General features: G+C 64.0%; 20 protein-coding genes and 1 pseudogene. 15 read left to right on the forward strand and 6 right to left on the reverse strand.

What is annotated here, in order from left to right:
• The first annotated feature begins 56 nt into the window (after positions 1-56).
• The 5 genes from JWQ24_RS15575 (at position 57) to JWQ24_RS15595 (ending at position 4,776) form a co-directional block, all read left to right on the forward strand.
• Entirely contained in the window at positions 57-1,307 is a 1,251-nt protein-coding gene (locus JWQ24_RS15575; RefSeq protein WP_299809690.1) for an ABC transporter substrate-binding protein, read from the forward strand.
• Between the two features lie 185 nt (positions 1,308-1,492).
• The gene (locus tag JWQ24_RS15580; protein ID WP_299809693.1) at positions 1,493-2,371 is read left to right on the forward strand and encodes a branched-chain amino acid ABC transporter permease; all 879 of its coding nucleotides are present in this window, start codon (positions 1,493-1,495) and stop codon (positions 2,369-2,371) included.
• Positions 2,371-3,357 (forward strand): branched-chain amino acid ABC transporter permease, encoded by a 987-nt coding sequence (locus JWQ24_RS15585; protein WP_299809696.1) that lies wholly within the window; start codon positions 2,371-2,373, stop codon positions 3,355-3,357. Before JWQ24_RS15580 ends, JWQ24_RS15585 begins: the two co-directional genes overlap by 1 nt.
• Positions 3,354-4,088 (forward strand): ABC transporter ATP-binding protein, encoded by a 735-nt coding sequence (locus JWQ24_RS15590; protein ID WP_299809698.1) that lies wholly within the window; start codon positions 3,354-3,356, stop codon positions 4,086-4,088. Before JWQ24_RS15585 ends, JWQ24_RS15590 begins: the two co-directional genes overlap by 4 nt.
• Positions 4,072-4,776 (forward strand): ABC transporter ATP-binding protein, encoded by a 705-nt coding sequence (locus tag JWQ24_RS15595; protein WP_299809701.1) that lies wholly within the window; start codon positions 4,072-4,074, stop codon positions 4,774-4,776. The genes JWQ24_RS15590 and JWQ24_RS15595 overlap by 17 nt, the downstream gene beginning before the upstream one ends.
• A 187-nt stretch (positions 4,777-4,963) precedes the next feature.
• Here the strand turns inward: JWQ24_RS15595 and JWQ24_RS15600 are convergent, their stop codons facing one another.
• A complete protein-coding gene (locus JWQ24_RS15600; RefSeq protein ID WP_299809704.1) occupies positions 4,964-5,224 on the reverse strand; it encodes a GIY-YIG nuclease family protein in 261 nt (86 codons plus the stop codon).
• Between the two features lie 149 nt (positions 5,225-5,373).
• The gene (locus JWQ24_RS15605; protein WP_299809707.1) at positions 5,374-6,039 is read right to left on the reverse strand and encodes an aldolase; all 666 of its coding nucleotides are present in this window, start codon (positions 6,037-6,039) and stop codon (positions 5,374-5,376) included.
• A gap of 75 nt (positions 6,040-6,114) precedes the next feature.
• On the opposite strand from JWQ24_RS15605, the gene ltnD reads away from it, so the two are divergent.
• The 5 genes from ltnD to JWQ24_RS15630 all read left to right on the forward strand — a co-directional run bounded on the left by ltnD (position 6,115) and on the right by JWQ24_RS15630 (position 13,783).
• Positions 6,115-7,053 (forward strand): L-threonate dehydrogenase, encoded by a 939-nt coding sequence (ltnD, locus tag JWQ24_RS15610; RefSeq protein ID WP_299809710.1) that lies wholly within the window; start codon positions 6,115-6,117, stop codon positions 7,051-7,053.
• A gap of 22 nt (positions 7,054-7,075) precedes the next feature.
• Positions 7,076-7,855: a 2-oxo-tetronate isomerase gene (otnI, locus tag JWQ24_RS15615; RefSeq protein WP_299809713.1), complete on the forward strand. Its 780-nt coding sequence runs from the start codon at positions 7,076-7,078 to the stop codon at positions 7,853-7,855.
• Positions 7,852-9,123: a 3-oxo-tetronate kinase gene (gene otnK / locus JWQ24_RS15620; protein ID WP_299809716.1), complete on the forward strand. Its 1,272-nt coding sequence runs from the start codon at positions 7,852-7,854 to the stop codon at positions 9,121-9,123. Before otnI ends, otnK begins: the two co-directional genes overlap by 4 nt.
• Positions 9,124-9,408: 285 nt before the next feature.
• Positions 9,409-12,594, forward strand: coding sequence for an efflux RND transporter permease subunit (locus JWQ24_RS15625; RefSeq protein WP_299809719.1), 3,186 nt, complete (start codon positions 9,409-9,411; stop codon positions 12,592-12,594).
• Complete coding sequence (locus JWQ24_RS15630) at positions 12,584-13,783, forward strand: efflux RND transporter periplasmic adaptor subunit (protein WP_299809722.1); 1,200 nt, start codon at positions 12,584-12,586, stop codon at positions 13,781-13,783. Before JWQ24_RS15625 ends, JWQ24_RS15630 begins: the two co-directional genes overlap by 11 nt.
• Positions 13,784-14,016: 233 nt before the next feature.
• Here the strand turns inward: JWQ24_RS15630 and JWQ24_RS15635 are convergent, their stop codons facing one another.
• Together JWQ24_RS15635 and JWQ24_RS15640 are read right to left on the reverse strand one after the other, a co-directional pair.
• The gene (locus JWQ24_RS15635; protein WP_299809724.1) at positions 14,017-15,516 is read right to left on the reverse strand and encodes an acetyl-CoA acetyltransferase; all 1,500 of its coding nucleotides are present in this window, start codon (positions 15,514-15,516) and stop codon (positions 14,017-14,019) included.
• Between the two features lie 66 nt (positions 15,517-15,582).
• Positions 15,583-16,716, reverse strand: a complete 1,134-nt coding sequence (locus JWQ24_RS15640; protein ID WP_299809727.1) for a nitronate monooxygenase — start codon at positions 16,714-16,716, stop codon at positions 15,583-15,585.
• Positions 16,717-16,988: 272 nt separating this feature from the next.
• Here JWQ24_RS15640 and JWQ24_RS15645 point away from each other — a divergent pair, with 272 nt between their 5' ends.
• Positions 16,989-18,653, forward strand: a complete 1,665-nt coding sequence (locus tag JWQ24_RS15645) for an NAD(P)/FAD-dependent oxidoreductase (RefSeq protein WP_299809730.1) — start codon at positions 16,989-16,991, stop codon at positions 18,651-18,653.
• Positions 18,654-18,784: 131 nt separating this feature from the next.
• Here the strand turns inward: JWQ24_RS15645 and JWQ24_RS15650 are convergent, their stop codons facing one another.
• Positions 18,785-19,564 (reverse strand): SDR family oxidoreductase, encoded by a 780-nt coding sequence (locus tag JWQ24_RS15650; RefSeq protein ID WP_299809732.1) that lies wholly within the window; start codon positions 19,562-19,564, stop codon positions 18,785-18,787.
• Between the two features lie 157 nt (positions 19,565-19,721).
• Between JWQ24_RS15650 and JWQ24_RS15655 the strand changes: the two genes are divergently transcribed.
• The 3 genes and pseudogenes from JWQ24_RS15655 to JWQ24_RS15665 all read left to right on the forward strand — a co-directional run.
• Positions 19,722-20,513: an enoyl-CoA hydratase/isomerase gene (locus JWQ24_RS15655; protein WP_299809734.1), complete on the forward strand. Its 792-nt coding sequence runs from the start codon at positions 19,722-19,724 to the stop codon at positions 20,511-20,513.
• A 10-nt stretch (positions 20,514-20,523) separates the two neighbouring features.
• On the forward strand, positions 20,524-21,522 hold the full coding sequence (locus JWQ24_RS15660) for a phosphotransferase family protein (RefSeq protein ID WP_299809736.1): 999 nt from the start codon (positions 20,524-20,526) through the stop codon (positions 21,520-21,522).
• 1 nt (position 21,523) lies between these two features.
• Positions 21,524-21,886 (forward strand): annotated as a pseudogene (locus JWQ24_RS15665) (DUF6285 domain-containing protein); the annotation flags it as partial.
• 91 nt (positions 21,887-21,977) lie between these two features.
• Here JWQ24_RS15665 and JWQ24_RS15670 read toward each other — a convergent pair.
• Positions 21,978-22,757 carry an enoyl-CoA hydratase-related protein gene (locus JWQ24_RS15670; protein WP_299809738.1) on the reverse strand — a complete coding sequence of 260 codons (780 nt, stop codon included), beginning with the start codon at positions 22,755-22,757 and terminating at the stop codon, positions 21,978-21,980.
• A 220-nt stretch (positions 22,758-22,977) separates the two neighbouring features.
• Between JWQ24_RS15670 and JWQ24_RS15675 the strand changes: the two genes are divergently transcribed.
• A partial coding sequence (locus JWQ24_RS15675; protein ID WP_299809740.1) for an acyl-CoA dehydrogenase family protein occupies positions 22,978-23,779 on the forward strand: 802 nt, incomplete at its 3' end.

A 23,779-nucleotide genomic window follows, 5' to 3' on the forward strand; every position in this document is an offset into this window, starting at 1 on the left:
TTTACCGTAACCTTGTTTAGCTCCATCGATAGCCGCCGGTCACAAAGGATCACGACATGACGATATCTCGCCGAAACGTACTGCTGGGGGGCGCCGCCGCTGCGGCCCTGATGCCGCTTGCTACCGCCGCGCGTGCGCAGGCGACTGAAGTCGTGATCGGCGTGATCTATCCGCTGTCCGGCGCCAGCGCGCAGATTGGCGTCGATGCCCAGAAGGCGTTCGAGACTGCCGCCGACATCATCAACAAGAATTATGACTTCGACCTGCCGCTGGCCCGCGGCGAAGGCTTCTCCGGCCTCGGCGGCGCCAAGGTGCGGCTGGTTTTCGCGGACCATCAGGCTGATCCGCAGAAGGGTCGCGCCGAAGCCGAGCGTCTGATCACGCAGGAAAAGGTCTGCGCCATCGTCGGCACCTACCAGAGCGCGGTGGCCGTCACCGTCAGCCAGATCTGCGAGCGCTACCAGATCCCGTTCATCTCGGCCGACAACTCGTCGCCGAGCCTGCATCGCCGCGGCCTGAAGTATTATTTCCGTGCTGCGCCGCATGACGAGATGTTCTCGACCGCGATGTTCGACTTCTTCGACGCCTTGAAGAAGAAGGGCCAGAAGATCGAGACGCTGGCGCTGTTCCACGAAGACACCATTTTCGGCACCGACTCGGCGAATGCGCAGCTCAAGCTCGCGGCCGATCGCGGCTACAAGATCGTGGCCGACATCAAGTACCGTGCCAATTCGCCGTCGCTGACCGCTGAAGTGCAGCAGCTCAAGGCGGCGAACGCCGATGTGCTGATGCCCTCCAGCTACACCACTGACGGCATTTTGCTCATCAAGACGATGGGCGAACTCGGCTACAAGGCCAATGCGATCGTGGCACAGGATGCCGGCTTCTCCGAGAAGGCGCTGTATGACGCCGTCGGCGACAAGATCCCGGGCGTGATCTCGCGCGGTTCGTTCTCGCTCGATCTCGCCGCCAAGCGTCCGATGGTCGGCAAGATCAACGACATGTACAAGGAGAAGTCGGGCAAGGACTTCAACGACTACTCGTCGCGCCAGTTCATGGGCCTGATCGTGATGGCCGATGCCATCAACCGTGCCAAGTCGACCGACGGCGAGAAGATCCGCGAAGCCCTCGTCGCCACCGACATGCCGGGCGAGCAGACCATCATGCCGTGGGCCAAGGTCAAGTTCGACGAGATGGGCCAGAATAACTTCGCCGATCCGGTGCTGCTGCAGTACACCGGCGGCAAGTTCGTCACCGTCTTCCCGCCGCAGGGCGCGATCGCCGAAGCCAGCTGGCCGATGAAGTAAGGCGCGCGCGCCGTTGCTTCACGCGACGGCGCCCGCAATAAACTCGGTGTCGTCCCCGCGAAGGCGGGGACCCACACCCTCCGAGCCAGTATTTCTAGAATAGCCTCACCACCGTCTGCTTCTTGCGCCGCCGGTGGTTATGGATCCCCGCCTTCGCGGGGACGACGACTGAGAGGATGTCCCCCTTGACCGCCGCGACAATTATCCAGAGTCTTGCCAGCGGTTTGCTGATGGGGCTGCTCTACGGACTGATCGCGGTTGGCCTCGCGCTGATCTTCGGCCTGATGGACGTCACCAACTTTGCCCACGGCGAATTCCTGATGCTGGCGATGTATGGCGCGTTCTTTTTGTTCGCCTTCTTCGCCATCGATCCGCTGCTGGCGGCGCCGCTGGTAGCGGCCGGGATGTTCGTGTTCGGCGCAGCGATCTACCTTCTGGTGGTACGCTTTGCGATGCGCGCCAAGGCCAATATCGGTATGGTGCAGATCTTCGCCACCTTCGGCCTCGCCATCCTGATCCGCGGCCTCGCGCAGTTCTTCTTCACGCCGGACTATCGCAGCATCCCGACCTCCTGGCTCGGCGGCAAGACCATCTCGCTCGGCGGCATCTTCCTGCCGGTGCCGCAACTGGTCGGCGCGCTTATCTCGCTGCTGGCCTTTGGCGCGCTGTACTTCTTCATCAAGAAGACCGATTTCGGCCGCGCCCTTGAGGCGACCCGCGAGGACGCCGGCGCGGTGGCGCTGGTCGGCATCGACAAGAACAAGGTCTTCGCGCTCGGCTGGGGCCTCGGCTCCGCGCTGGTCGGCCTCGCCGGCGTGGTGATGGCGATGTTCTTCTATATCTATCCCGATGTTGGCGCGTCGTTTGCGCTGATCGCCTATGTCACCGTGGCGCTGGGTGGCTTCGGTTCGGTGTTCGGCGCCTTTGCCGGCGGCATCATCGTCGGTCTGGTGGAAGCCTCCACCGCGCTGATCCTGCCGCCGTCGCTGAAGTCGGTCGGCATCTACGCCGTCTATCTGCTGGTGGTGTTCATCCGGCCCCGCGGCCTGTTCGGATCGATCTGATGGACAATGTCTTCACCCAGTCCCGCCGTCGCGATCTGATACTGGCCATCTTCCTGGCGGCGCTCGCCGCCGTGGTGCCGATCTTCGTCAAGGACGTGAACGTCCAGAATATCATGGTGCTGACCCTGATGTGGGCGGCGCTGTCGCAGAGCTGGAACATCCTTGGCGGCTATTGCGGCCAGATCTCGCTCGGCCACGCGCTGTATTTCGGCCTCGGCGCCTACACCACCACGCTGCTGCTGACCAAGTTCGGCGTGCTGCCGTGGTTCGGCATGATCGCAGGTGGACTGATCTCGTCGGTCATCGCGCTGGGGCTGGGCTATCCGACGTTCCGGCTGCGCGGCCATTATTTCGTCATCGCCACCATCGTGATCGCGGAAATCGGACTGCTGCTGTTCCATAACTGGGACTATGCGGGCGCGGCGCTGGGCATCGACGTGCCGGTGCGCGGCGATAGCTGGGCCCGGTTCCAGTTCACCCGCAGCAAGCTGCCCTATTATTACTTTGCGCTGGTGTTCTGCTGCGTCGCCTGGTTCGTCACCTGGAAGCTGGAAAACTCCAAATGGGGCTTCTGGTGGCGCGCGGTGAAGGACAATCCCGATGCGGCCGAAAGCCTCGGCGTGGTGGTGTTCAATTCCAAGATGGGCGCGGCCGCGATCTCCGCCTTTCTCACTGCGATCGGTGGCGCGCTGTACGCGCAATACGTCTCCTACATCGACCCCGACAGCGTCATGACGTTCCAGTTCTCGCTGCTGATGGCCCTGCCGGCGGTGCTCGGCGGCATCGGTACGCTGTGGGGGCCGATCCTGGGCGCGGTGATCCTGATCCCGCTCACCGAACTGACGCGCAACTACCTTGGCGGCTCCGGCCGCGGCGTCGATCTCATCCTGTACGGCGCGGTGATCGTGCTGATCTCGCTGGCGCGGCCGGAAGGCCTGATCGGGCTGTTCTCACGCAAACCGGCTTCCAAAGGAGTGCCGCAATGACGACACCCCTGCTCGAAACCCGCGGCGTCTGGCAGCGCTTCGGCGGCCTGATCGCCAATAGCGATGTTTCGATCTCCGTCGGCGCCGGCGAGATCGTCGGCTTGATCGGCCCCAACGGCGCCGGCAAGTCGACCTTGTTCAACCTGATCGCCGGCGTGCTGCCGCCGACGCAGGGCTCGATCTGGTTCAACGGCGAGGACGTCACCAAGATGCCGGCGGCGGCGCGCTGCCAGCGCGGCATCGCCCGCACCTTCCAGGTGGTGAAGAGCTTCGAGACCATGACGGTGATCGACAACGTCATCGTCGGCGCGTTGATCCGCACCACGGTGATGCGCGACGCCCGCCGCAAGGCGCATGAGGTGCTGGAATTCTGCGGCCTCGGCGCGCGCGCCAATGTGCTCGCCAGCCAACTCATTCCCTCCGAAAAGCGCCGGCTTGAGGTCGCGCGCGCGCTGGCCACCGAGCCGAAGCTGCTGCTGCTCGACGAATGCCTCACGGGCCTCACGCCGCTCGAGGCGCAATCCGGCGTCGCTTTGGTGCGCAAGGTGCGCGAGACCGGCGTCACCGTGTTGATGGTCGAGCACGTCATGGAAATCGTGATGCCGCTGGTCGACCGCGCCATCGTGCTCAACCTCGGCAAGGTCCTTGTCGAGGGCAAACCCGCGGATGTCGTCCGGCATCCCGAAGTCATCAGCGCATATCTTGGGGATCGCCATGCTGTCGGTGCGTGAAGTCACCACCGCCTATCAGGGGCTGGTCGCCATTTCGGACGTCACGATTGACGTCGCCAAGGGCGAGATTGTCGCGGTCTGCGGGTCCAATGGCGCGGGCAAGTCGACGCTGATCAAGACTATCGCCGGCGCCGAGCGCCCGCGTTCGGGCTCCGTCACTTTCGACGGCGAGCGCATCGACGGCATCGCGCAGCACCTGATCACCGCGCGCGGGGTCGCTTACGTCCCGGAAAATCGCCGGCTGTTTCCCAGGCTTTCGGTCGGCGATAATCTGCGGCTGGGCAGCTATATGTACCGAGGCCAGGCCGATCGTGACGAGCCGTTGAAGCTGGTGTTCGAGCTGTTCCCGCGCCTCGCGGAACGCCTCGAACAGCGCGCTGAAACGTTGTCGGGCGGCGAGCAGCAGATGCTGGCGATCAGCCGCGCGCTGATGACCCGGCCGCGGCTCCTGATGCTGGACGAGCCCTCGCAGGGCATCATGCCGAAGCTGGTCGACGAGATCTTCCAGGCGGTCATCAAGATTCGCGACACCGGCATGACGATCCTGATCGTCGAGCAGCGCATGGCCGAAGTGCTTGAGATCGCCGACCGCGCCTACATCCTGCAAACCGGCCGCGTCCAGATGCAGGGCAACGCCGCGGATATCATCGGCAATCCGGACGTGCGCAAGGCGTATCTGGGGCTGTAATAGCTGTTATTCTCCGACCTCTCCCCGTCATTGCGAGGAGCTCTTGCGACGAAGCAATCCAGTTCTTTCCGAGCTTGCGGCTTTCTGGATTGCCGCGTCGCTTCGCTCCTCGCAATGACGGCTGAGAAGCTGGAGCGCCTCATTGCGACAGCGACCGCGCTTAGAACAACAATTCGTACAAGTCTTTTCACTCCGGATTGAAACTCTCAATCAGCGCGAGCTTGTCGGCCCTACTGCCGGCCTTGATCTGCTTTTCGCGGGTAATGGCCGAGATCATGGTGTTGTGGATTTCATACCAGACCAGCATCTTGCAGCCGTATTGTTTGGAAAAGCCGGGTACGAGCCCTTCGCGGTGTTCGTAGAAGCGTTTGATTGGCTGGCCTGTGACACCAGCGTAGATCGTGCCATTCCTTTTGCTGGCCATCATATAAACGCAGGGTTCCTTCACCGCGTCCTCCCTCAGTGTCGATCCACCGTCCTCTCCCCGTCATTGCGAGGAGCGAAGCGACGCGGCAATCCAGAAGGCCACAAGGGAAGACTGGATTGCTTCGTCACAAGGGCTCCTCGCAATGATGGCTGAGAGGCCTTGCCGTCCGATCACCCGTGCCCGTGCCCGTCATCGGGAAACCCCAGCCCGAACACATCCGACAGGTCTTTCACCTGCGCCGGCGAGAGGTACCGCGGGTTCAGCCCGCGCAGCAGCAGATACAGTCTTGCTGTCTCTTCCAGTTCCTCGATCGCGTAGACCGCGGCCTCCAGCGAATCCCCGGCGACTACGGGTCCGTGATTGGCCAGCAGCACCGATGAATACTTGCCGGCCAGCCCCCTGATGGCCTCCGCCACCGCGGGATCGCCCGGCCGATGATACGGCACCAGCGCGGTAGCGCCGCATTTCATCAGGTAATACGGCGTCATCGGCGGCAGTGCGGCGCGCGGATCGATCTCCGGCAGCATCGAGAGCGCCACCGAATGTGTCGAGTGCAGATGCACCACCGCGCGCGACGCCGCGCGGGTCTCGTACAAGGCGCTGTGCAGCGGCACTTCCTTGGTGGGCGCATCGCCGGAGAGCAGCCGTCCGTCGGCGCCGAGCCGCGACAGTCGCGCCGGGTCGAGCGAGCCCAGCGACGCATTGGTCGGCGTCACCAGCCAGCCGCCGTCGTCAACGCGCACGCTGATATTGCCGGACGAGCCCGGCGTCAGCCCTCGTTCGAACAGCGAGCGGCCGAGCCGGCAGATCTCTTCGCGGAGTTTTGTCTCTGTCATGGTGAGGTTTTCCCACGCTTTGGCAGGATGGCCAAGCCGTGATACCCAAGGGCCAAGGCCGCGCACAAGCCGGCTATGAGGAAACCGAGGGAATGCCGCATGGCTGGCACTGATAAACCGCGCGTCGCCGTGATTGGCCTGGGCTCGATGGGCTATGGCATGGCGACCTCGCTGCGCAACGCCGGCTTCGACGTAACCGGCTGCGACGTCTCCGCCGAGGCGGTGGCGAAATTCGTGGCCGAAGGCGGGCAGGGCGCTGCCACCCCGGCCGCCGCGGCGCAGAATGCCGATATTGTGGTCAGCGTCGTCGTCAACGCCGCGCAGACCGAGGCCATCCTGTTCGGTGCCGGCGGCGCGGCGGAGACGCTGGTCAAGGACGCTGTGTTCATTTCCTCGGCGACGATGGACCCCGACGTCGCCCGCCGCCTCGCCAAAGAGCTGGAGGCCACCGGCCGGCATTACCTGGACGCACCGATCTCCGGCGGCGCACAGCGTGCCGCGCAGGGCGAACTGACCATTCTCGCTTCCGGCAGCAAGGCCGCCTTTGCGAAAGCCCGCCCGGCGCTCGATGCGATGGCCGCCAAGCTCTATGAACTGGGCGATGAGGTCGGCCAGGGCGCGGCCTTTAAGATGATCAACCAGCTGCTGGCCGGCGTGCATATCGCCGCGGCATCGGAAGCGATTGCATTTGCGGCGAAACAGGGACTCGACATCCGCAAGGTCTACGAAGTCATCACCGCCTCGGCCGGCAATTCCTGGATGTTCGAGAATCGTGTGCCGCATGTGCTCGACGGCGACTACACGCCGCGCAGTGCGGTCGATATCTTCGTCAAGGACCTCGGTATCATCCAGGACATGGCGCGCACGGCGAAATTTCCAGTGCCGGTGAGCGCGGCTGCGCTGCAGATGTTCTTGATGACCTCGGCCTCCGGCATGGGCCGCGATGACGACGCCTCGGTGGCGCGGATGTATGCCAGGGTGACCGGCACGAAGCTGCCGGGCGATCCGGCCTGAGCAAAAACAAAGAGGACATTCAATGCCCCGCTTCGCAGCCAATCTCACAATGATGTTCACTGAGCACCCGTTCCTCGATCGCTTTGATGCCGCAGCCAAGGCGGGCTTCAGCTCAGTCGAATTCCTGTTCCCCTATGAGCACCCGCCGGAGGTCATCGCCGAGCGGCTGCAGCGCAACGGCCTCAAGCAGGTGCTGTTCAACCTGCCGCCGGGCGACTGGGATGCTGGCGAGAGGGGCTTTGCTGCGCGGCCGGACAAGTTCGGTGAACTCCAGCAGAGTATCCGCACGGCACTGCCTTACGCCAAGGCGACGGGCGTCCGCCGCCTGCATCTGATGGCCGGGCTTGCCGACCGCAAAGATCCGAAAGCCGTCGTGGCATTCCGCAAGTCGCTGGAATGGGCGGCGAACTTTTTCGGCGATCACGGCATCGAGGTGGTGATCGAGCCGATCAATCCGCGCGACGTGCCCGGTTACTTCCTCAACGATTTCACGTTCGCCCGCGATATCATCGTCGACATGAAGCTACCGAATGTCGGGTTGCAGTTCGATATCTATCACTGCCAGATCCTGCATGGCGACGTCACCATGCGGCTGCGCGAGATGCTGCCGTGGATCGGCCATATCCAGATCGCCAGCGTGCCGTCGCGCAACGAGCCCGGTGAGGAGTTGAACTATCCGTTCCTGTTCGCTGAGCTCGATCGGCTCGGTTATCAGCACTATATCGGCTGCGAATATCGCCCGGCGGGCGACACCGTCGCAGGTCTCGGCTGGTTCAAGCCCTATGCGGGAGTGAAGACGTGACGCTGGCGCTGGGTTGCATTGCCGACGATTACACCGGCGCCTCCGATCTCGCCAACACGCTGACGCGCTGCGGTCTGCGCACCGTTCAGACCATCGGCATTCCCGCCGACGATCTCGCGCTGCCCGAGATCGATGCCATCGTCGTATCGCTGAAGAGCCGCTCGATTGCGCCGGAGGTCGCGGTGGAGCTTTCGCGCGCGGCGGAAAAATGGATTCGCAGCCGCGGCGCCCATCACGTGCTGTTCAAAATCTGCTCGACCTTCGATTCGACGGACAAGGGCAATATCGGCCCGGTGATGGACGCCTTGCGCGCAGACGCTTCTGAGGAGATTGTGCTGGTGACGCCGGCGTTCCCGGAGACCGGGCGCACCGTCTATCAGGGCCACCTGTTTGTCGGTGCGGTCCCGCTGAACGAGAGCCCGCTGAAGGATCATCCGCTCAACCCGATGCATGACTCCAATCTAGTCCGTGTGCTGGCGTGGCAGAGCGCCTCCAAGGTCGGGCTTGTCGATCTCGCGACCATCGCCCGCGGCGAGGGCGCCGTGCGCGGCCGACTGGACGATCTCGCGGACAAGGGGTTCGGCGCGGCGATTGCGGATGCGGTCTTCCCAAGCGATCTTGAAACTATCGGCGCGGTGGCGCTGCGCCATCGCGTGTCGGTCGGTGCTTCGGGGCTTGGGCTTGGTCTGGCGCGGGCGCTGATCGCATCCGGCCGGGTGCAGGCCAGTGCCATGACCCCGACCATCGCCGCGGTCGGCGGCGCGGCCGCCTGTCTCGCCGGCAGTTGTTCGCAGGCGACCCTGCAACAGATCGCCCGCGCCGGGCAGACGATGCCGGTGCTGCATCTCGATGCGGAAAATATCATGGCCGGTCGACCGGAAATCGAACGCGCGCTGGCATGGGCGAAAGACCGGCTGGGCAAGGGCCCGATCCTGATCGCGTCGAGTGCGACGCCGGAGCAGGTCGGCATCCTGCAGGCGCGTCACGGCCGTGACGCGGCCGGCCACGCCATCGAACAGGCGATGGCCGACCTGGCCGAGGCGCTGGTCAAGACCGGTGTGCGCCGGCTGGTGGTGGCCGGCGGTGAGACCTCCGGCGCGGTGGTCGACCGGCTCGGTATTCCCGGCTTTCTGGTCGGCGCGGAAATCGCGCCCGGCGTCCCGGTACTGCGCGCCGTGGGCTCAACTGTCGGCGAACTGTCGCTGGCGTTGAAGTCGGGCAATTTCGGCGGCGAGACGTTTTTCGAGGACGCGCTGCGACTGATGTGATTCGTAGTGTCGCTCAATTGTCAGGCGCTGCAGTGCCTCGAAAGGCATAACTTCGCGCAATAAATGCGCATTACAAATAGTTCATGTTTCGCGTTTCGTTACTTGAAGCTTGAAACTGTTGTGCGACCGCCACGACGGCCGAAAATATTAACAATGTCGTCGAAGTGAAGTGCTGTGATGCGCCGGTCGTTGGCTATTTTGCCGCAGGTCGGGTAAATCCTTGCGGGCGAAGGGGCGGTATGCTCGCCCGTTCAACCCCACTGCAAACCCAGGAATGGCTGTTCGATGATTGCTTTGGTGCGCATAGCTTTGAGCCGGCCCTACACCTTTGTCGTGCTCGCCATGCTGCTTCTGCTCGTCGGTCCGCTGGCGGCGCTGCGCACCCCGACCGATATTTTCCCGGAAATCCGCATCCCGGTGATCGGCGTGATCTGGCAATATACCGGCCTGCCGCCGGACCAGATGGCCGGCCGTATCACCACGCCGTTCGAGCGTTCCTTGACCACCACCGTCAACGACATCGAACACATCGTGGCGAATTCTTATGCGGGCTTCGGCATCGTCAAGATTTTCTTCCAGCCCAACGTCGATATCCGCACCGCCAACGCCCAGGTCACCGCGATCTCGCAGACGCTGATCAAGCAATTGCCGCCTGGCGCCACGCCGCCGCTGATCCTTAACTACTCGGCCTCCACGGTGCCGATCATCAATATCGCGTTGTCCGGCGACGGCTTCAACGAGCAGCAGTTGCAGGATATCGCTTTCAACCAGTTGCGCACGCAGCTGGTCACGGTGCCGGGTGCAGCGATCCCCTATCCGTTCGGAGGCAAGCAGCGCCAGGTCACGATCGACCTCAATCCCGGCGCTCTTCAGGCGCGCGGCCTTTCCGGCCAGGATGTCGCCAATGCGCTGGCCGCCCAGAACCTGATCACCCCGGTCGGCACCCAAAAGATCGGCGGCTTCGAATACTCCATCAATCTCAACAACTCGCCGCTGAAGATTGACGAGCTAGGCAACCTGCCGATTCGCGCCGTCAACGGCGCCATGGTCTATGTCCGGGACGTCGCAAGCGTACGCGACGGCAACTCGCCGCAAACCAACATCGTTCATGTCGATGGCAACCGCTCGGTGCTGATGCAGGTGCTGAAAGCCGGCTCGGTATCCACGCTGGATATCATCTCGGGCATCAAGCAGAAGGTGATCGACTATCGCTCCGCGCTGCCCGACGGGTTGAAGATCGCCTATATCGGCGACCAGTCAGGCTTCGTGCGCGGCGCCATCGAGGGTGTGGCGACCGAAGGCGTGATTGCAGCCTTGCTCACCTCGGTGATGATCCTGCTTTTCCTCGGCAGCTGGCGCTCCACGGTGATCATCGCGGTGTCGATCCCGCTGTCGATCCTCGGCGCGATCATCATGCTGTCGCTGATCGGCGAGACGCTGAACATCATGACGCTGGGCGGTCTGGCGCTGGCCGTCGGCATCCTCGTCGATGACGCCACGGTGACGATCGAAAATATCAATTATCACCTGGAGAACGGCAAGGACGTCGAGCCGGCGATTATGGACGGCGCCAACCAGATCGTGGTGCCGGCTTTCGTCTCGCTGTTGTGCATCTGCATCGTGTTCGTGCCGATGTTCTTCCTCAACGGCATCGCGCGATTCCTGTTCGTGCCGATGGCCGAGGCGGTGATGTTCGCGATGATCTGGTCGTTCCTGCTGTCGCGCACGCTAGTCCCGACAATGGCGAAATATCTGCTGCAGAAGCACGTCCATCATGCCGAGGGCGAGCGTCCGAAAACCCGCAACCCGCTGGTGAATTTCCAGCGCGGCTTCGAGCGACAGTTCGAGCGTTTCCGCGGCGGCTATCATGGCCTGCTCGACCTCGCGCTGACGCGACGACCGGTCTTCGTGATCGGGTTTCTGTCGTTCGTCGCAGTGTCGTTCCTGCTGGTGCCGTTCCTCGGGCGCAACTTCTTCCCGACCGTGGACGCCGGCAGCATCCTGATGCATGTCCGCACCCAGGTCGGCACCCGCGTTGAGGAGACCGCCAACCAGTTCGCTGATATCACCAAGGCGATCCGCACCATCGTGCCGCCGGACCAGATCGACACCATGACCGATAATATTGGTATGCCGGTGTCGGGCATCAACCTGACCTACAACAACACCGGCGTGATCGGGGCGCAGGACGGCGACTTCCAGATTAAGCTTAAAGAAGGCCATCCGCCGACCGAGATTTATGTGCAGGCCTTGCGTGAAAAACTGCCGCGGATGTTTCCCGGCGTCAGTTTCGCGTTCCTGCCGGCCGATATCGTCAGCCAGATCCTGAACTTCGGCGCGCCGGCGCCGATCGACCTGCAGATCAGGGGCGCCAATCTCGCCGCCAACTTCGAATATGCCACCAAGCTCCTGAACAAGATCCGCCGCATCCCCGGCATTGCGGACGCGCGGATCCAGCAGTCGCCGAACAGCCCCGGCTTCAACATCGATGTTGATCGCACCCGCGCGCAGTATGTCGGCGTCACCGAGCGCGATGTTACCAACTCGCTGGTGGTCAATCTTGCCGGCTCGTCGCAGGTCGCGCCGACCTATTACCTCAACCCCGATAACGGCGTCTCATATTCGATCGTGATGCAGACGCCGCAATACAAGATGGATTCGCTGGGCTCGCTGGAAACGCTGCCAATCACCGCGGTCAACGCCGCCACCGCGCCGATGCTCGGCGGCATCGCCAGCATCACGCGCAGCGCCTCCAACGCCGTGGTGTCGCAATACGACATCCAGTATATGGTGCAGATCTACGCCACGCCGCAGGGCAGGGACCTCGGCGCGGTATCCAAGGATATCTACAAGGTGATCGACGAGACCAAGGCCGAGGTACCGCGCGGCAGCAACGTGGTGCTGCTTGGCCAGGTCGAGACCATGAACTCGGCGTTTTCCGGCCTGCTGTTCGGCCTGCTCGGCGCCGTGGTGCTGATCTATCTCCTGATCGTGGTCAACTTCCAGTCCTGGTCCGACCCGTTCGTGATCATCACGGCGCTGCCGGCGGCGCTTGCCGGTATCGTCTGGATGTTGTTCACCACCCAGACCACCCTGTCGGTACCCGCCTTGACCGGCGCCATCATGTGCATGGGCGTCGCCACCGCCAACTCCGTGCTGGTGATCTCGTTTGCCCGTGAGCGCTATGCTATCCTCGGCGATCCGATCGCCGCTGCCTCGGAAGCGGGCTTCGTCCGGTTTCGCCCGGTGCTGATGACGGCGCTCGCGATGATCATCGGCATGGCGCCGATGGCGCTGGGACTGGGCGAGGGCGGTGAGCAGAACGCGCCGCTCGGCCGCGCCGTGATCGGCGGCCTGATTTTTGCTACGATTGCAACGCTGATGTTCGTGCCGGTGGTGTTCAGCATGGTCCATAAGAAACAAGAGCCCGCGCCAGAGGCAGGCTCGCCGGAGTTATCGCATGTCCATTGATCCGAAGCCGCCGACCTCCCGCCGCAAGCTGGGTCTGGTCGGAGTCATCGGCCTGTGCGCCGCGGGCGCCATCGTCGTCACCGGTATCATGGCGCGCGCCAAGACCGAGAGCGAGCTGAAGAGCTGGACCGATGCCCAGGCAATCCCGAGCGTCGCGGTGGCGCCAGCCGATGCGCGGCTGCTCAACGCCACGCTCGATCTGCCGGGCCGGCTGGAGGCCTATTCGCGGGCGCCGATCTTTGCCCGCGTCAGCGGCTATGTGTCGAGCTGGAGCGCGGATATCGGCGCCCAGGTCAAGGCCGGCCAGGTGCTCGCCGAGATCGAGGCGCCGGATCTCGACCAGCAGTTGCTGCAGGGCCGCGCCGATCTGGTCAGCCAGCAATCCAGCGCGCGATTGTCTGAGGCCACGCTAAATCGCCGGAAGTCGCTTGTCGCCTCGAACTTCGTATCGGCGCAGGAAATCGACGAGCGCAGCGCCGACCTCGCCAACAAGAAGGCGGCGGTTAATTCGGGCACCGCCAACGTTGAGCGGCTGGAAGCGCTGGCCGGCTACAAGAAGGTCACCGCGCCGTTTGACGGCGTTGTCACCCAGCGCAATACGGACGTCGGCGCGCTGATCTCGGGCGGCACCGGCACGGGGCCCGCGATGTTCGTGATCTCCGACATCAAGAAGCTGCGCGTCTTCGTCGATGTACCGCAGAGCTACGTGCCGGCGATACGGATCGGCGCCAAGGCGGTTATCACCGTGCCCGACTATCCGAACAGGACCTTCTTGGCCACGGTGGAAGCCTCCTCGCAATCGGTCGATATCGCCTCCGGCACCACGCGCATGCAGCTGGCGCTCGACAACGCGAAGGGCGAGCTGCTGCCCGGCGGCTACGCCAATGTGAAGATGAGCTTGGCCCGCGAGAATGCCCCGCTGCACATCCCCGCCAGCGCGCTGATTTTCAACAAGGACGGCACCCGCGTCGCCACGGTTACCGCCGACGACAAGATCCTGTTCAAGACCGTCACCATCGCCCGGGATCTCGGTCGCGACATCGAACTGGCCTCCGGCATCACCGCCGACGACCGCATCGTCACCACGCCTCCCGATGGCCTCAGCGATGGCGATCAGGTGCGGGTGTCGAACTCACCGAAAGCCAGCAAGCCCGCCACGGCGTCCGAGAAGCAGGACGTAAAGGGCTGAGGGTGAGCGCGGCTCTTATTTCCCCTCCACCCCTTGTGGGAGAGGGTGGCCGCGCGTAGCGCGGACGGGTGAGGGGCAGCCACAAGCTCCGTCGTTAAAAAATTCCTCATCCGTCGCGGACGGAGTCTGTCATCGGGCGGAGCTTTGCGCCGGCCCGTTGGTCCGCGCCACCTTCTCCCACGCAGAGAAGCTTCGCTTCGCGCGGGGGAAAAGGAAGAAGGCAGAGTTGCGGCTCAGCCCACCCGCCATTCCAGAACGCCGTCCGCCGCGGTGTTGATCGCCCCACGCGACCCCACCGGCGAGCGGTCCATATCCATCAGATGCGCCAACGTTGCCGCGTCCTGCGCCGGCACCCGTGCCAGCGCGCGGGCGTGCTCCCCAGTGCGCAGGATCACCACGCCGTGCTCGATGGCATTGTTGCGGCCATAGATCACCGTGAAGCTCTCCACCTTGCTCACTCCCGACGCCTGGGTGACGAAGGACGGCACCTCGCCGCGATGCCGATCCGCCTCGGCCTGCAGGTTGGTGTCCTGCGCCAGCGCCTCGGCAGCCGCCTGTCGTGACAGCACCAGCGCATGGTGTTTGGTGACGAAGCCGCCCTGGCCGTAGAGCAGCCCAAGCTTTGCGCCTGCCCGCAGCCGGCGCACCATCGCGCATGCGGCATGCGCCATGTAGTCGTTGAGCGGCGCGCCGAAGAAGGTCAGTCCGCCCGCCACCGTCGGCTGCACGTCGGCGCCAAGGCCCAGCGTGCGCCGCGCCATCTTGGGCACCACGGGGAAGCAGCTGTACAGCTCGATCGCATCGAACGGCGTTCCGCCCGCCAGCGCCATCGCCGCCTTGAGCACGGCATTTTGCGCGTGGCTCTCGACATACTGGTCGCGGTCGAGATAGTCGCGCGGCTCCTCGGCCGAGGCGCCGCCGTGGATATGCATGATGCGGTCTTCGGCAATGCCGGCAGCGCGTGCTTTCGCAAGGCTGGTGATCAGGATCGCCGCCGCCTGGTTGACCATCGGATTGGCGACCATCAGCTTGGTGTAGGGCCAGGCGATCAGCCGGTTGTCGGATGTCGGCGTGGTGATCTCCTCCGGCGTGAAAGCGTGCTTCAGCCAGGCCTCCGGATTTTGTGCGGCGACCGCCGAGTAGCGCGACCACAGCGCGCCGGATTCCGCCAGCGCCTGCCGTGGCGTCTGGCCCCAGTGCGCGGCGGAGGCCGCCTCATAGAACGGATACACCGTGACCGGCTTGGCCACGCCAAGCGTGGTCGCCATCGGTCTCTGGTAGTTGGCGCCGCGCAGCGGCTCAGGTGCATCATGGGCGAACGGCGTCCACGGCAGCGCGACGCCGGCGCGCTCGGCCTTGGTCGCGGTCGATTGCGCCTCTGCGCCGCAGATCGCCGCCACCGTAGCCTCGCCGCGCGCGATGCGTTTGGCGGCCTCGTGGATGAAGCGGATCGGGCTTTCGCCGCCGACCGGGCCGTAATGCGCGTGTGTGGGCTTGATGCCCAGCCGGTCGCCGAGCTGTCCGGCGGGATCGCTGTAACGCCAGCTCAGGAAATTGACGATGTCGAGCGAGTCGATTTCGCCGAGCAGCCTGCCGCCGCTGTCTTGCTCTGCGCGCTTCAGCGCCTCCTCGATCAGCGCCAGCGGCTCCATGCCCGCGGTGAGTTCCCGGGGATGATCGCTGAACTCGCCGACGCCGACGATGACGGGAATGCGGTCTTCGGAATTTGTCATGCTGTTGTCTTTGCTTTCTTCAAGGTCGTCCGCACTTGCGCGCTTTAGAGGTGCCTGCCGCTCAACTCATTCCGCAACCAGCATCGCCAGATGCTCTGCGGCGTCGGCAAAATCCTCCTTGAATTCCTGCACGACAGCGCCTGCCGACTTGACGCTGTCAATCAGCCCCACGCCCTGGCCGACGAAATAGCTGACGAGATCGCGTGCCTGCGTATTGCCGGCGGCGGCGGCGCGGTCAATCGAGGCAAAGGCGTCGCGGCTGATAATGCTCTGCAGCGGCATCGGCAGTGCGCCGGGGCTGTCTTCGCCACGGTCCCAAGCGTCGGTCCAGACGGAGCGTAGCTGCCGTGCGGGCTTTCCGGTGCGGCCCTTCGAGCGTACGGCGTCGCGCGATGACGCCGCGATCATCTTCTTGCGAAAGATCTCCGAGGTCTCCGATTCAACGGTCGCCAGCCACACCGAGCCTGTCCAGGCGCCGGCGGCGCCCATGGCCATGCAGGCGGCCATCTGCCGCCCGGTCATAATGCCGCCGGCCGCCAGTACGGGCACTTCGCGCATCGGCCTGATCGCCTTGATCACCTCCGGCACCAGCACCATTGTCGAGACCTCGCCGCAGTGGCCGCCCGCCTCGGTGCCCTGCGCCACCAAGATGTCGACGCCGGCGGCGACCTGACGAACCGCATGCTCCTTGGCGCCGACAAGAGCGGCGACCGGAACCCCGTGTTGCTTGCCCATCGCGATCATCGCCTTCGGCGGAACGCCCAGCGCGTTGGCGATCAGCCGGATCGGATGGTTGAACGAGACCTCGAGCAGTTCCAGCGCGCGGGTGCCGTCGAACGGCTGCGGCTGGTCGGCCGATACTTCGGTGGTTGTCAGTTCGATGCCGTATGTCTTCAGCAGGCGTCTCGTAAAATCGCGATGCGCCGGCGTAATGCGGCTCTCGAGCGACTTCCAGGTGACATCCTTTTCGCCGGAGGTAGACATGTTCTCGGGGATCAGCACGTCAATTCCGTAGGGCCTGCCGTCGACGTGGTCATCGATCCATTTCAGTTCCCGCTCCAGCGTCTCCGGTGAATGAACGGTGGCGCCAAGCACGCCAAATCCTCCGGCGCGGCTGACGGCGGCGACCACATCACGACAATGGCTGAAGGCGAGCAGCGGGAAGTCGATCCCGAGCATATCGCAGACCGGCGATCTCATGGTGCGTTGACTCCCTGCACGGCTTGGCACTGCCTTGCTTCACCGGCAAGGTCGCCCTGAACGCTAGCGCATCGTTGGTCACGCTGCCAAGTCACACAAGTTCCGGACCCGGCGCAGCGCAAGCGACAAAGGGATGGTGGTGCACAGCGCTTGGGCAAGGAAACATTCCGTTCGACAAAATATCGGAGCTCGCTCTTCCAATTTCATCCTTGCGCTTTGGCTGGCATCGGGAAATGCTGCGGCCAACAAATAAAAATGCCGGGAGCAAACGCATGGTTGCCACACAGCCGCAATCCGTCCCCACGCGCGCTCACGCGAGATACGACGTCATCGTGGTCGGTGCCGGCTTCACGGGACTCTACATGCTGCACCGGCTGCGCAAGCTCGGGCTCTCCGCGCGCGTGTTCGAGCAAGGTGGCGATGTTGGTGGCACATGGTATTGGAACCGGTATCCCGGCGCGCGCTGCGACGTGGAAAGCATGCAGTATTCGTTCTCGTTCGATGAGGCGCTGCAGCGGGAGTGGGACTGGAGCGAGCGCTACGCGCCGCAGCCGGAAATCCTGCGCTACGCCAACCACGTCGCCGACCGTTTCGATTTGCGAAAGGATATCCAGCTCGACACCCGCGTCGAATCCGCCGTGTTCGACGAGACCAGCAATGAATGGACGGTGACGACATCGGATGGTGCGACCGTCACCGCGCCTTACGTCGTGCTCGGCACCGGCTGCCTGTCGAATGCACGGGTGCCCGAATTCAAGGGCATGGGCGATTTCAAGGGGCAGGTTTATCATACCGGGCACTGGCCGCATGAGCCGGTGGATTTCACCGGCCTGCGGGTTGGCGTGATCGGAACGGGATCGTCGGCGATCCAGTCGATCCCGCTGATCGCCGAACAGGCGAGCGAACTCTTTGTCTTCCAGCGCACTGCGAACTTTTCCGTACCCGCCCGCAACGCGCCACTCTCCGCGGGAGAGCGCGAGGCCTGGCGCAAGGATTATGCGGAAATTCGCCGCCGCGCCCGCGAGGATATGAAGAACGGCATCGTGCAGCCGGTGCCGGACCGCGGCGCGCTCGACGATCCCGACGAGGTCAGGCGCGAAAAATATGGCGCGCGCTGGAACAGCGGCGGCCTGACTTTCATGGGCGTCTACAACAATCTGGTGCTGGATCAGCCGGCCAACGACACCGCGGCGGATTTCATTCGCGAGCGGATCGCCGGGATCGTCGCCGATCCCGAGACGTCGAGGCTGCTACAGCCCAACGACCATCCGGTCGGTTCCAAACGCATTTGCGTCGACACCGATTATTACGCGACCTTCAACCGGCCGAACGTCAAGCTGGTCGATATCCGCTCACATCCGATCGAGCGTATCCAGCCGCACGCTGTACGCAGCGGCGGCCGTGACTACCAGGTCGATGCCCTGGTGCTGGCTACCGGCTTCGACGCGATGACCGGCTCGGTCGCCAAGATCGACATTCGCGGCCGCGGCGGGCGTACGCTGAACGACAAATGGGCGGAAGGCCCGCGCACTTATCTCGGCCTGATGAGCGCCGGCTTCCCCAACCTGTTCATCGTTACCGGCCCCGGCAGCCCATCGGTGCTGAGCAACATGATCGTCTCGATCGAGCAGCACGTCGACTGGATCGCCGACTGCCTCGCTTACATGCGCGACCGTGGCGTCGGCAGCATCGAGGCGACGCATTCTGCCGAGGACCGATGGGTCGCCCATGTCAATGAGGTGGCCGGCAGCACGCTCTATCCGCAGGCCAACTCCTGGTACATGGGCGCGAACATTCCCGGCAAGCCGCAAATCTTCATGCCCTATATCGGCGGCGTCGGAGTCTATCGGCAGATCTGCAACGACGTCGCGGCAAAGGACTACGATGGCTTTGCGATGGTGGTAGCCGCAAGGCCGCAAGCGGCGGCGGGCGGGTAGACACTGCCATGGCGAGGTCAGGGAAAACTGGCTTGCCAGCTTTCGTCCTAGCGAAGCGACGCGGCAATCCAGAGCCGCAAGCAAAGACTGGATTGCTTCGTCGCAAGGGTGCCTCGCAATGACGAGAAGGCTCAAAACGCCGTGTAGCCGCCATCGATCACGAACGTATCCGCGGTGTGATACGATGACGCCTGGCTCATCAGATACACGGCGATGCCGCCGAAATCCGACGGTTCGCCGAACCGGCGCACCGGGATGCGCGGCATCACATTGGCGACGAATTTATCGTTGGCCATCAGGCCCGCGGTCATCTCGCTCTTGATCCAGCCCGGCAGGATCGCATTGGCCGTCACGCCCTGGCGCGCCAGCTCGACCGCCAGCGCACGGACCAGCGCGTTGATCGCCGCCTTGGTCGCCGCGTAATGCTCGTTGCGCGCGGTGCCGAAGATCGAGGCGAGGCTCGATGTCGCTACCAGTCGGCCGAACCTGTCGCCGGCCTCGGCGCGCTCCGTCATGTGCCGTGCGGCGGCCTGGAACACATGGAAGACGCCGTCGAGATTGGTGGCGAACATCGTTCGCCATTGTTCTTCGGTGCGATCAATGAAGGCATGGCGTCCGCCGCCGCCGATGCCGGCATTGGCGAAGCAGCCATCGACCCGGCCGTATTTCTCCAAGGTGGCACCCATCGCTGATTTCACCGAGGCGGTGTCGGTGACATCGCAGACCTGCGTATCAACCTGGCCGGCGCAGCCTGCCATGGTAGCTGCAGCACTGGTATTCTTGCCGGCGTTGCGACCCCAGATCGAGACGTTGCAGCCAGCCGTGGCCAGTGCCTGCGCGATCCCAAGCCCGATGCCGCCATTGCCGCCGGTCACGACCGCGACGCGGCCCGTCAGATCAAAGATGCTCATCGGCGTTTCCTGTGTTGGCGCATGTTGGCCGTGCGTCCGTGCGAGGTGAGAGGCTCGCGCCAAGCATGGACAAGCACGTCCGAAAAATCAAATATGCGGGTTAGTGCGAACACTTCCACACCGCGGAATAAACACGCGGATCACAACCGAGGAAACCATGCAGTTCAAACACGTCACGCTCGACATCGACGGCGCCGTTGCCATCCTGAAGCTCGACCATCAGGAGGTCATGAACGCGGTCTCCATCGACATGCTCGGCGGTCTCGGCGAGGCGCTGGACGAGATCGATGAGCGCCGGGCCGAGGTACGCTGTCTGGTCATCACCGGCGCCGGCCGCGCCTTCTGCACCGGCGCGAACCTTCAGGGCCGCAACAACAACGTCACCAAGCGCGGCGGTGCAGGCTCCTCGCTGGAGACCGCCTTCCATCCGTTCCTGCGCCGGCTGCGCGGGCTGCATTGCCCGATCGTCACTGCGGTGAACGGCCCGGCCGCCGGCGCCGGCATGAGCTTCGCGATGATGGGCGATCTCATCCTGTGCGCGCGCTCGTCTTATTTCCTGCAGGCATTCCGCCGTATCGGCCTGGTGCCGGATTGCGGCTCGACGTGGATGCTGCCGCGGCTGATCGGCAAGGCCCGCGCGGTGGAATTGTCGCTGCTCGGCGAGCGGCTGCCGGCGGAGAAGGCGCTGGATTGGGGCCTGATCAACCGTGTCTATGACGACGCCGTGCTGATGGAAGAAGCGATGAAGCAGGCGCACGAACTGGCTGAAGGCCCGACCATCGCGCTGTCGCTGATCCGTAAGCTGTACTGGGAAAGCCCGGAGAATTCCTTCGAGGACCAGATCAATCTCGAAGTGCAGTCGCAGCGCATCGCCGGGAATGCCGACGATTTCAAGGAGGGCGTCACCGCATTCCTGGAGAAGCGCCCGGCGAAGTTCACCGGCAAATAGGCCGCGAGCAATGACCGCAACCACGACGGAGGCACTGCTGGCGCGCAGTGTCGTCTCGTGGTGCGCGGGCGCTGCCGGCGTCAACAACGCGGTGCAGCTGTCCGGTGGCGCCAGCCAGGAGACCTGGTCATTTGACATCGCGCATCCCGATGGTGTGATCGGCGCAATCCTGCGCCGCGCGCCATCCGGATGCGGCGCGGCGCCGGGCCGGGCCTGCGGCCTCGTTACCGAGGCGGCGCTGATCCGGTGCGCACATCGGGCAGGCGTGCCGGTGCCGGTTGTGCTGCATGTGCTGGATGACAGCGATGGGCTCGGCGTCGGTTTCATCATGCAGCGCATTGCCGGCGAAACCATTCCGCGAAAGATTTTGCGCGATGCCGAATTCGCGGCGGTCAGACCCGGGCTGGCACACCAGGCCGGCCGCATTCTCGCGGATATCCACGGCCTGCCGCTGTGCGATCTGCCCGAACTGCGTCGCATGACGGCGGCGGTGGAGATCGACGAACTGGCGCACGATATTGCGGATTTCGGCTGGCCGCGCCCGGTATTCCAACTGGCGCTGCGCTGGCTGCGAGATCACGATCCCGGTCCGTCCGAGCGCATTACGTTGGTGCACGGCGATTTCCGCCACGGCAATTTGATGATCGGCCCGGATGGCATCCGAGCGGTGCTGGATTGGGAGCTGGCGCATCTCGGCGACCCCATGGAAGACCTTGGCTGGATCTGCGTCAATTCCTGGCGCTTCGGAGAGATCGACCGGCCGGTCGGCGGCTTCGGCCTGCGCGAGGATCAGTTCGCCGGCTACGAGGCGGCCAGCGGCCTCACTGTCGATGTCATGCGCGTCAAGTTCTGGGAGGTGATGGGCACGTTGCGCTGGGGCGTGATGTGCTGCGGCATGATGCAGCGCTTCCGCGATGGACCCGACCGTTCGCTGGAGCGTGCGATGATCGGGCGGCGCTCGTCGGAGACCGAGATAGATCTGTTGCGCCTGTTGGCTCCGCGAGGTTGAGATGCAGGACGAACCGACCCCCATTGAACTGACCAGGGCCGTCGCTGATTTTTTGCGTGCCGACATCGCGCCGCAGATCACCGGCCACACCGCATTCAAGCTCCGCGTGGCGATCAACGCGCTCGATCTGGTGACGCGGCAGCTCAGCCTGCAAGGCGACAGCGACACCGCTGAATTGCATGGGCTGACGATGCTGCTCGGGGTGCAGGGCACGCTTAAGGGATTGAACGCCGATCTCGCCGAACGCATCGCGCAGGGTGATGTCGATCTGTCGGTGCCGGGGGTGAAGGACCATCTGTGGCAGACGACGCTGGCCAAGCTGGCCATCGATCAGCCGAATTATGCGGCGTACAAGAGGGAGCTGGAAGCAGACCTCTCCACAACATCGCCGTCATCCTTCGAGGCTCGCCCAAGTGGGCGAGCGCCTCAGGATGACGACATCGGTGCTTGTGGGGCTACTTCCCCTTCCAGTTCGGCGCACGCTTTTCCGAGAACGCCTTAGGTCCTTCGATGTAATCCTGCGACGCCACCATCGCCTTCACCGCGGGGTATTCGCGCTGCTCCGCGATTGCCTGTTCCAGTGACACGTTCATGCCCTTCTGGATCGTCTGCTTTGAGGCGCGGAGCGACATCGGCGAGTTCTTGCAGATCGTCTCGGCCCAGCGCAGCGCAGCAGTCAGCGCCTCGCCCTGCGGCACGACCTCATTGACGAAGCCGAGCTCATAGCCTTCCTGCGCCTTCACATGCCGCGCAGTCAGGATCATGCCCATGGCGCGCTTCATGCCAATCTGCCGCGGCAGCCGATGCAGGCCGCCGGCCAGCGCCGCGAGCCCAACGCGCGGCTCCGGCAATGCGAATGTGGCGTTCTCCGCGGCGATGATCAGGTCGCAGGCCAGCGCGATCTCGAAACCGCCGCCCATCGCCACGCCGTTGACCGCGGCGATGATCGGCTTGTCGCAATCGAACCGCGCGGTGAGGCCGGCAAAGCCCGAGGTGTTCCAGCCGCGCTTGCCGCCGGCGGCCTGCCATTTCAGGTCGTTGCCGGCGCAGAACGCCTTGTCGCCGGCGCCGGTGACGATCGCGACCCATTGCTCGGGATCGGCGACGAAATCGTCGAACACCTTGTTGAGCTCGAAATGCGCGTCAGTGTGCAGCGCGTTGTACACTTCCGGGCGCGACAGCGTCACGATCGTAATCGGTCCCTTGCGCGTCACTTTTGAAAACTTCAGGTCCATGTTTGCTCCCGTTGATTTTTTTCCCTGGTGCGGAATGAAGCCGAATACTAGCTGGCTCTCCCCGCCGGATACCATCCAATTACGCAAGCAAGCCGCGCGTCACAAGCGGTATTCCATTGCTTGACTTGGGCGCCGTCTTCTCACCTTATTCGATGGCTCAAAGGGCCGCGCAGCGCCTTAACGCAAGTGACAACAAGACAACCTTCCGGGAGAGACTGCCTTGGATTTTTCATTGCCGGCTGACCTCGTCGCCTATCTCGCCGAGCTCGACAGTTTTATCACCCGCGAGATCAAGCCGATCGAACAGGCAGACGACAACATCCGCTTCTTCGATCACCGCCGCGAATGGGCGCGCACCGATTTCGACAATGGCGGCTTGCCGCGGCATGAGTGGGAAGCACTGCTGCGCCGGGTGAAAAACCTCGCCGACAGCGCCGGCCATCTGCGATTCGCGATTCCAAAACGCTATGGCGGCAAGGACGGCTCCAATCTCTGGATGGCCGTGATCCGCGAGCATTTTGCGTCCAAAGGGCTTGGCCTGCACAACGACCTGCAGAACGAGCATTCGATCGTCGGCAATCTGCCCATTGTGACCATGCTCGACCGCTACGGCAGCGACGCGCAGAAGGCGATGATCGACGGCTCCATCACCGGCAAGTACCGCATCACGTTCGGTCTCACCGAGCCCGATCACGGCTCCGACGCCACGCACATGGAAACCCGTGCGGTGCCGGCGACCCGCGACAACGTCAAGGGGTGGCTGGTCAACGGCCAGAAGATGTGGACCACCGGCATGCACGTCGCCACCCATTGCGCGCTGTTCGCGCGCACCTCGGGCGACGACGGCGATGCCCGAGGCATCACCTGCCTGCTGGTGCCGGCCAAGGCGGAGGGGGTGAAGGTCGAGGAATATATGTGGACCTTCAATATGCCCACCGATCACCCGCGCGTCAGTTTTACCGACGTGTTCGTGCCCGACGACGCGCTGTTCGGCGAGTTCGGCCGCGGCCTGTCGTTGGCGC

Origin of the sequence: Tardiphaga sp. (assembly GCF_028290495.1) — a bacterium.
Lineage (GTDB): Bacteria > Pseudomonadota > Alphaproteobacteria > Rhizobiales > Xanthobacteraceae > Tardiphaga.

Coding starts and splice junctions, on each gene's coding strand:
- JWQ24_RS15650 (WP_299809732.1), bottom strand. CDS start 19,564: ATGAGCATCTTTGATCTGACGGGCCGCGTCGCGGTCGTGACCGGCGGC.
- JWQ24_RS15605 (WP_299809707.1), bottom strand. CDS start 6,039: ATGACAGAGACAAAACTCCGCGAAGAGATCTGCCGGCTCGGCCGCTCG.
- JWQ24_RS15625 (WP_299809719.1), top strand. CDS start 9,409: ATGATTGCTTTGGTGCGCATAGCTTTGAGCCGGCCCTACACCTTTGTC.
- JWQ24_RS15670 (WP_299809738.1), bottom strand. CDS start 22,757: ATGGACCTGAAGTTTTCAAAAGTGACGCGCAAGGGACCGATTACGATC.
- JWQ24_RS15655 (WP_299809734.1), top strand. CDS start 19,722: ATGCAGTTCAAACACGTCACGCTCGACATCGACGGCGCCGTTGCCATC.
- JWQ24_RS15640 (WP_299809727.1), bottom strand. CDS start 16,716: ATGAGATCGCCGGTCTGCGATATGCTCGGGATCGACTTCCCGCTGCTC.
- JWQ24_RS15660 (WP_299809736.1), top strand. CDS start 20,524: ATGACCGCAACCACGACGGAGGCACTGCTGGCGCGCAGTGTCGTCTCG.
- JWQ24_RS15575 (WP_299809690.1), top strand. CDS start 57: ATGACGATATCTCGCCGAAACGTACTGCTGGGGGGCGCCGCCGCTGCG.
- JWQ24_RS15645 (WP_299809730.1), top strand. CDS start 16,989: ATGGTTGCCACACAGCCGCAATCCGTCCCCACGCGCGCTCACGCGAGA.
- JWQ24_RS15590 (WP_299809698.1), top strand. CDS start 3,354: ATGACGACACCCCTGCTCGAAACCCGCGGCGTCTGGCAGCGCTTCGGC.
- otnI (WP_299809713.1), top strand. CDS start 7,076: ATGCCCCGCTTCGCAGCCAATCTCACAATGATGTTCACTGAGCACCCG.
- JWQ24_RS15595 (WP_299809701.1), top strand. CDS start 4,072: ATGCTGTCGGTGCGTGAAGTCACCACCGCCTATCAGGGGCTGGTCGCC.
- JWQ24_RS15585 (WP_299809696.1), top strand. CDS start 2,371: ATGGACAATGTCTTCACCCAGTCCCGCCGTCGCGATCTGATACTGGCC.
- JWQ24_RS15630 (WP_299809722.1), top strand. CDS start 12,584: ATGTCCATTGATCCGAAGCCGCCGACCTCCCGCCGCAAGCTGGGTCTG.
- ltnD (WP_299809710.1), top strand. CDS start 6,115: ATGAGGAAACCGAGGGAATGCCGCATGGCTGGCACTGATAAACCGCGC.
- JWQ24_RS15635 (WP_299809724.1), bottom strand. CDS start 15,516: ATGACAAATTCCGAAGACCGCATTCCCGTCATCGTCGGCGTCGGCGAG.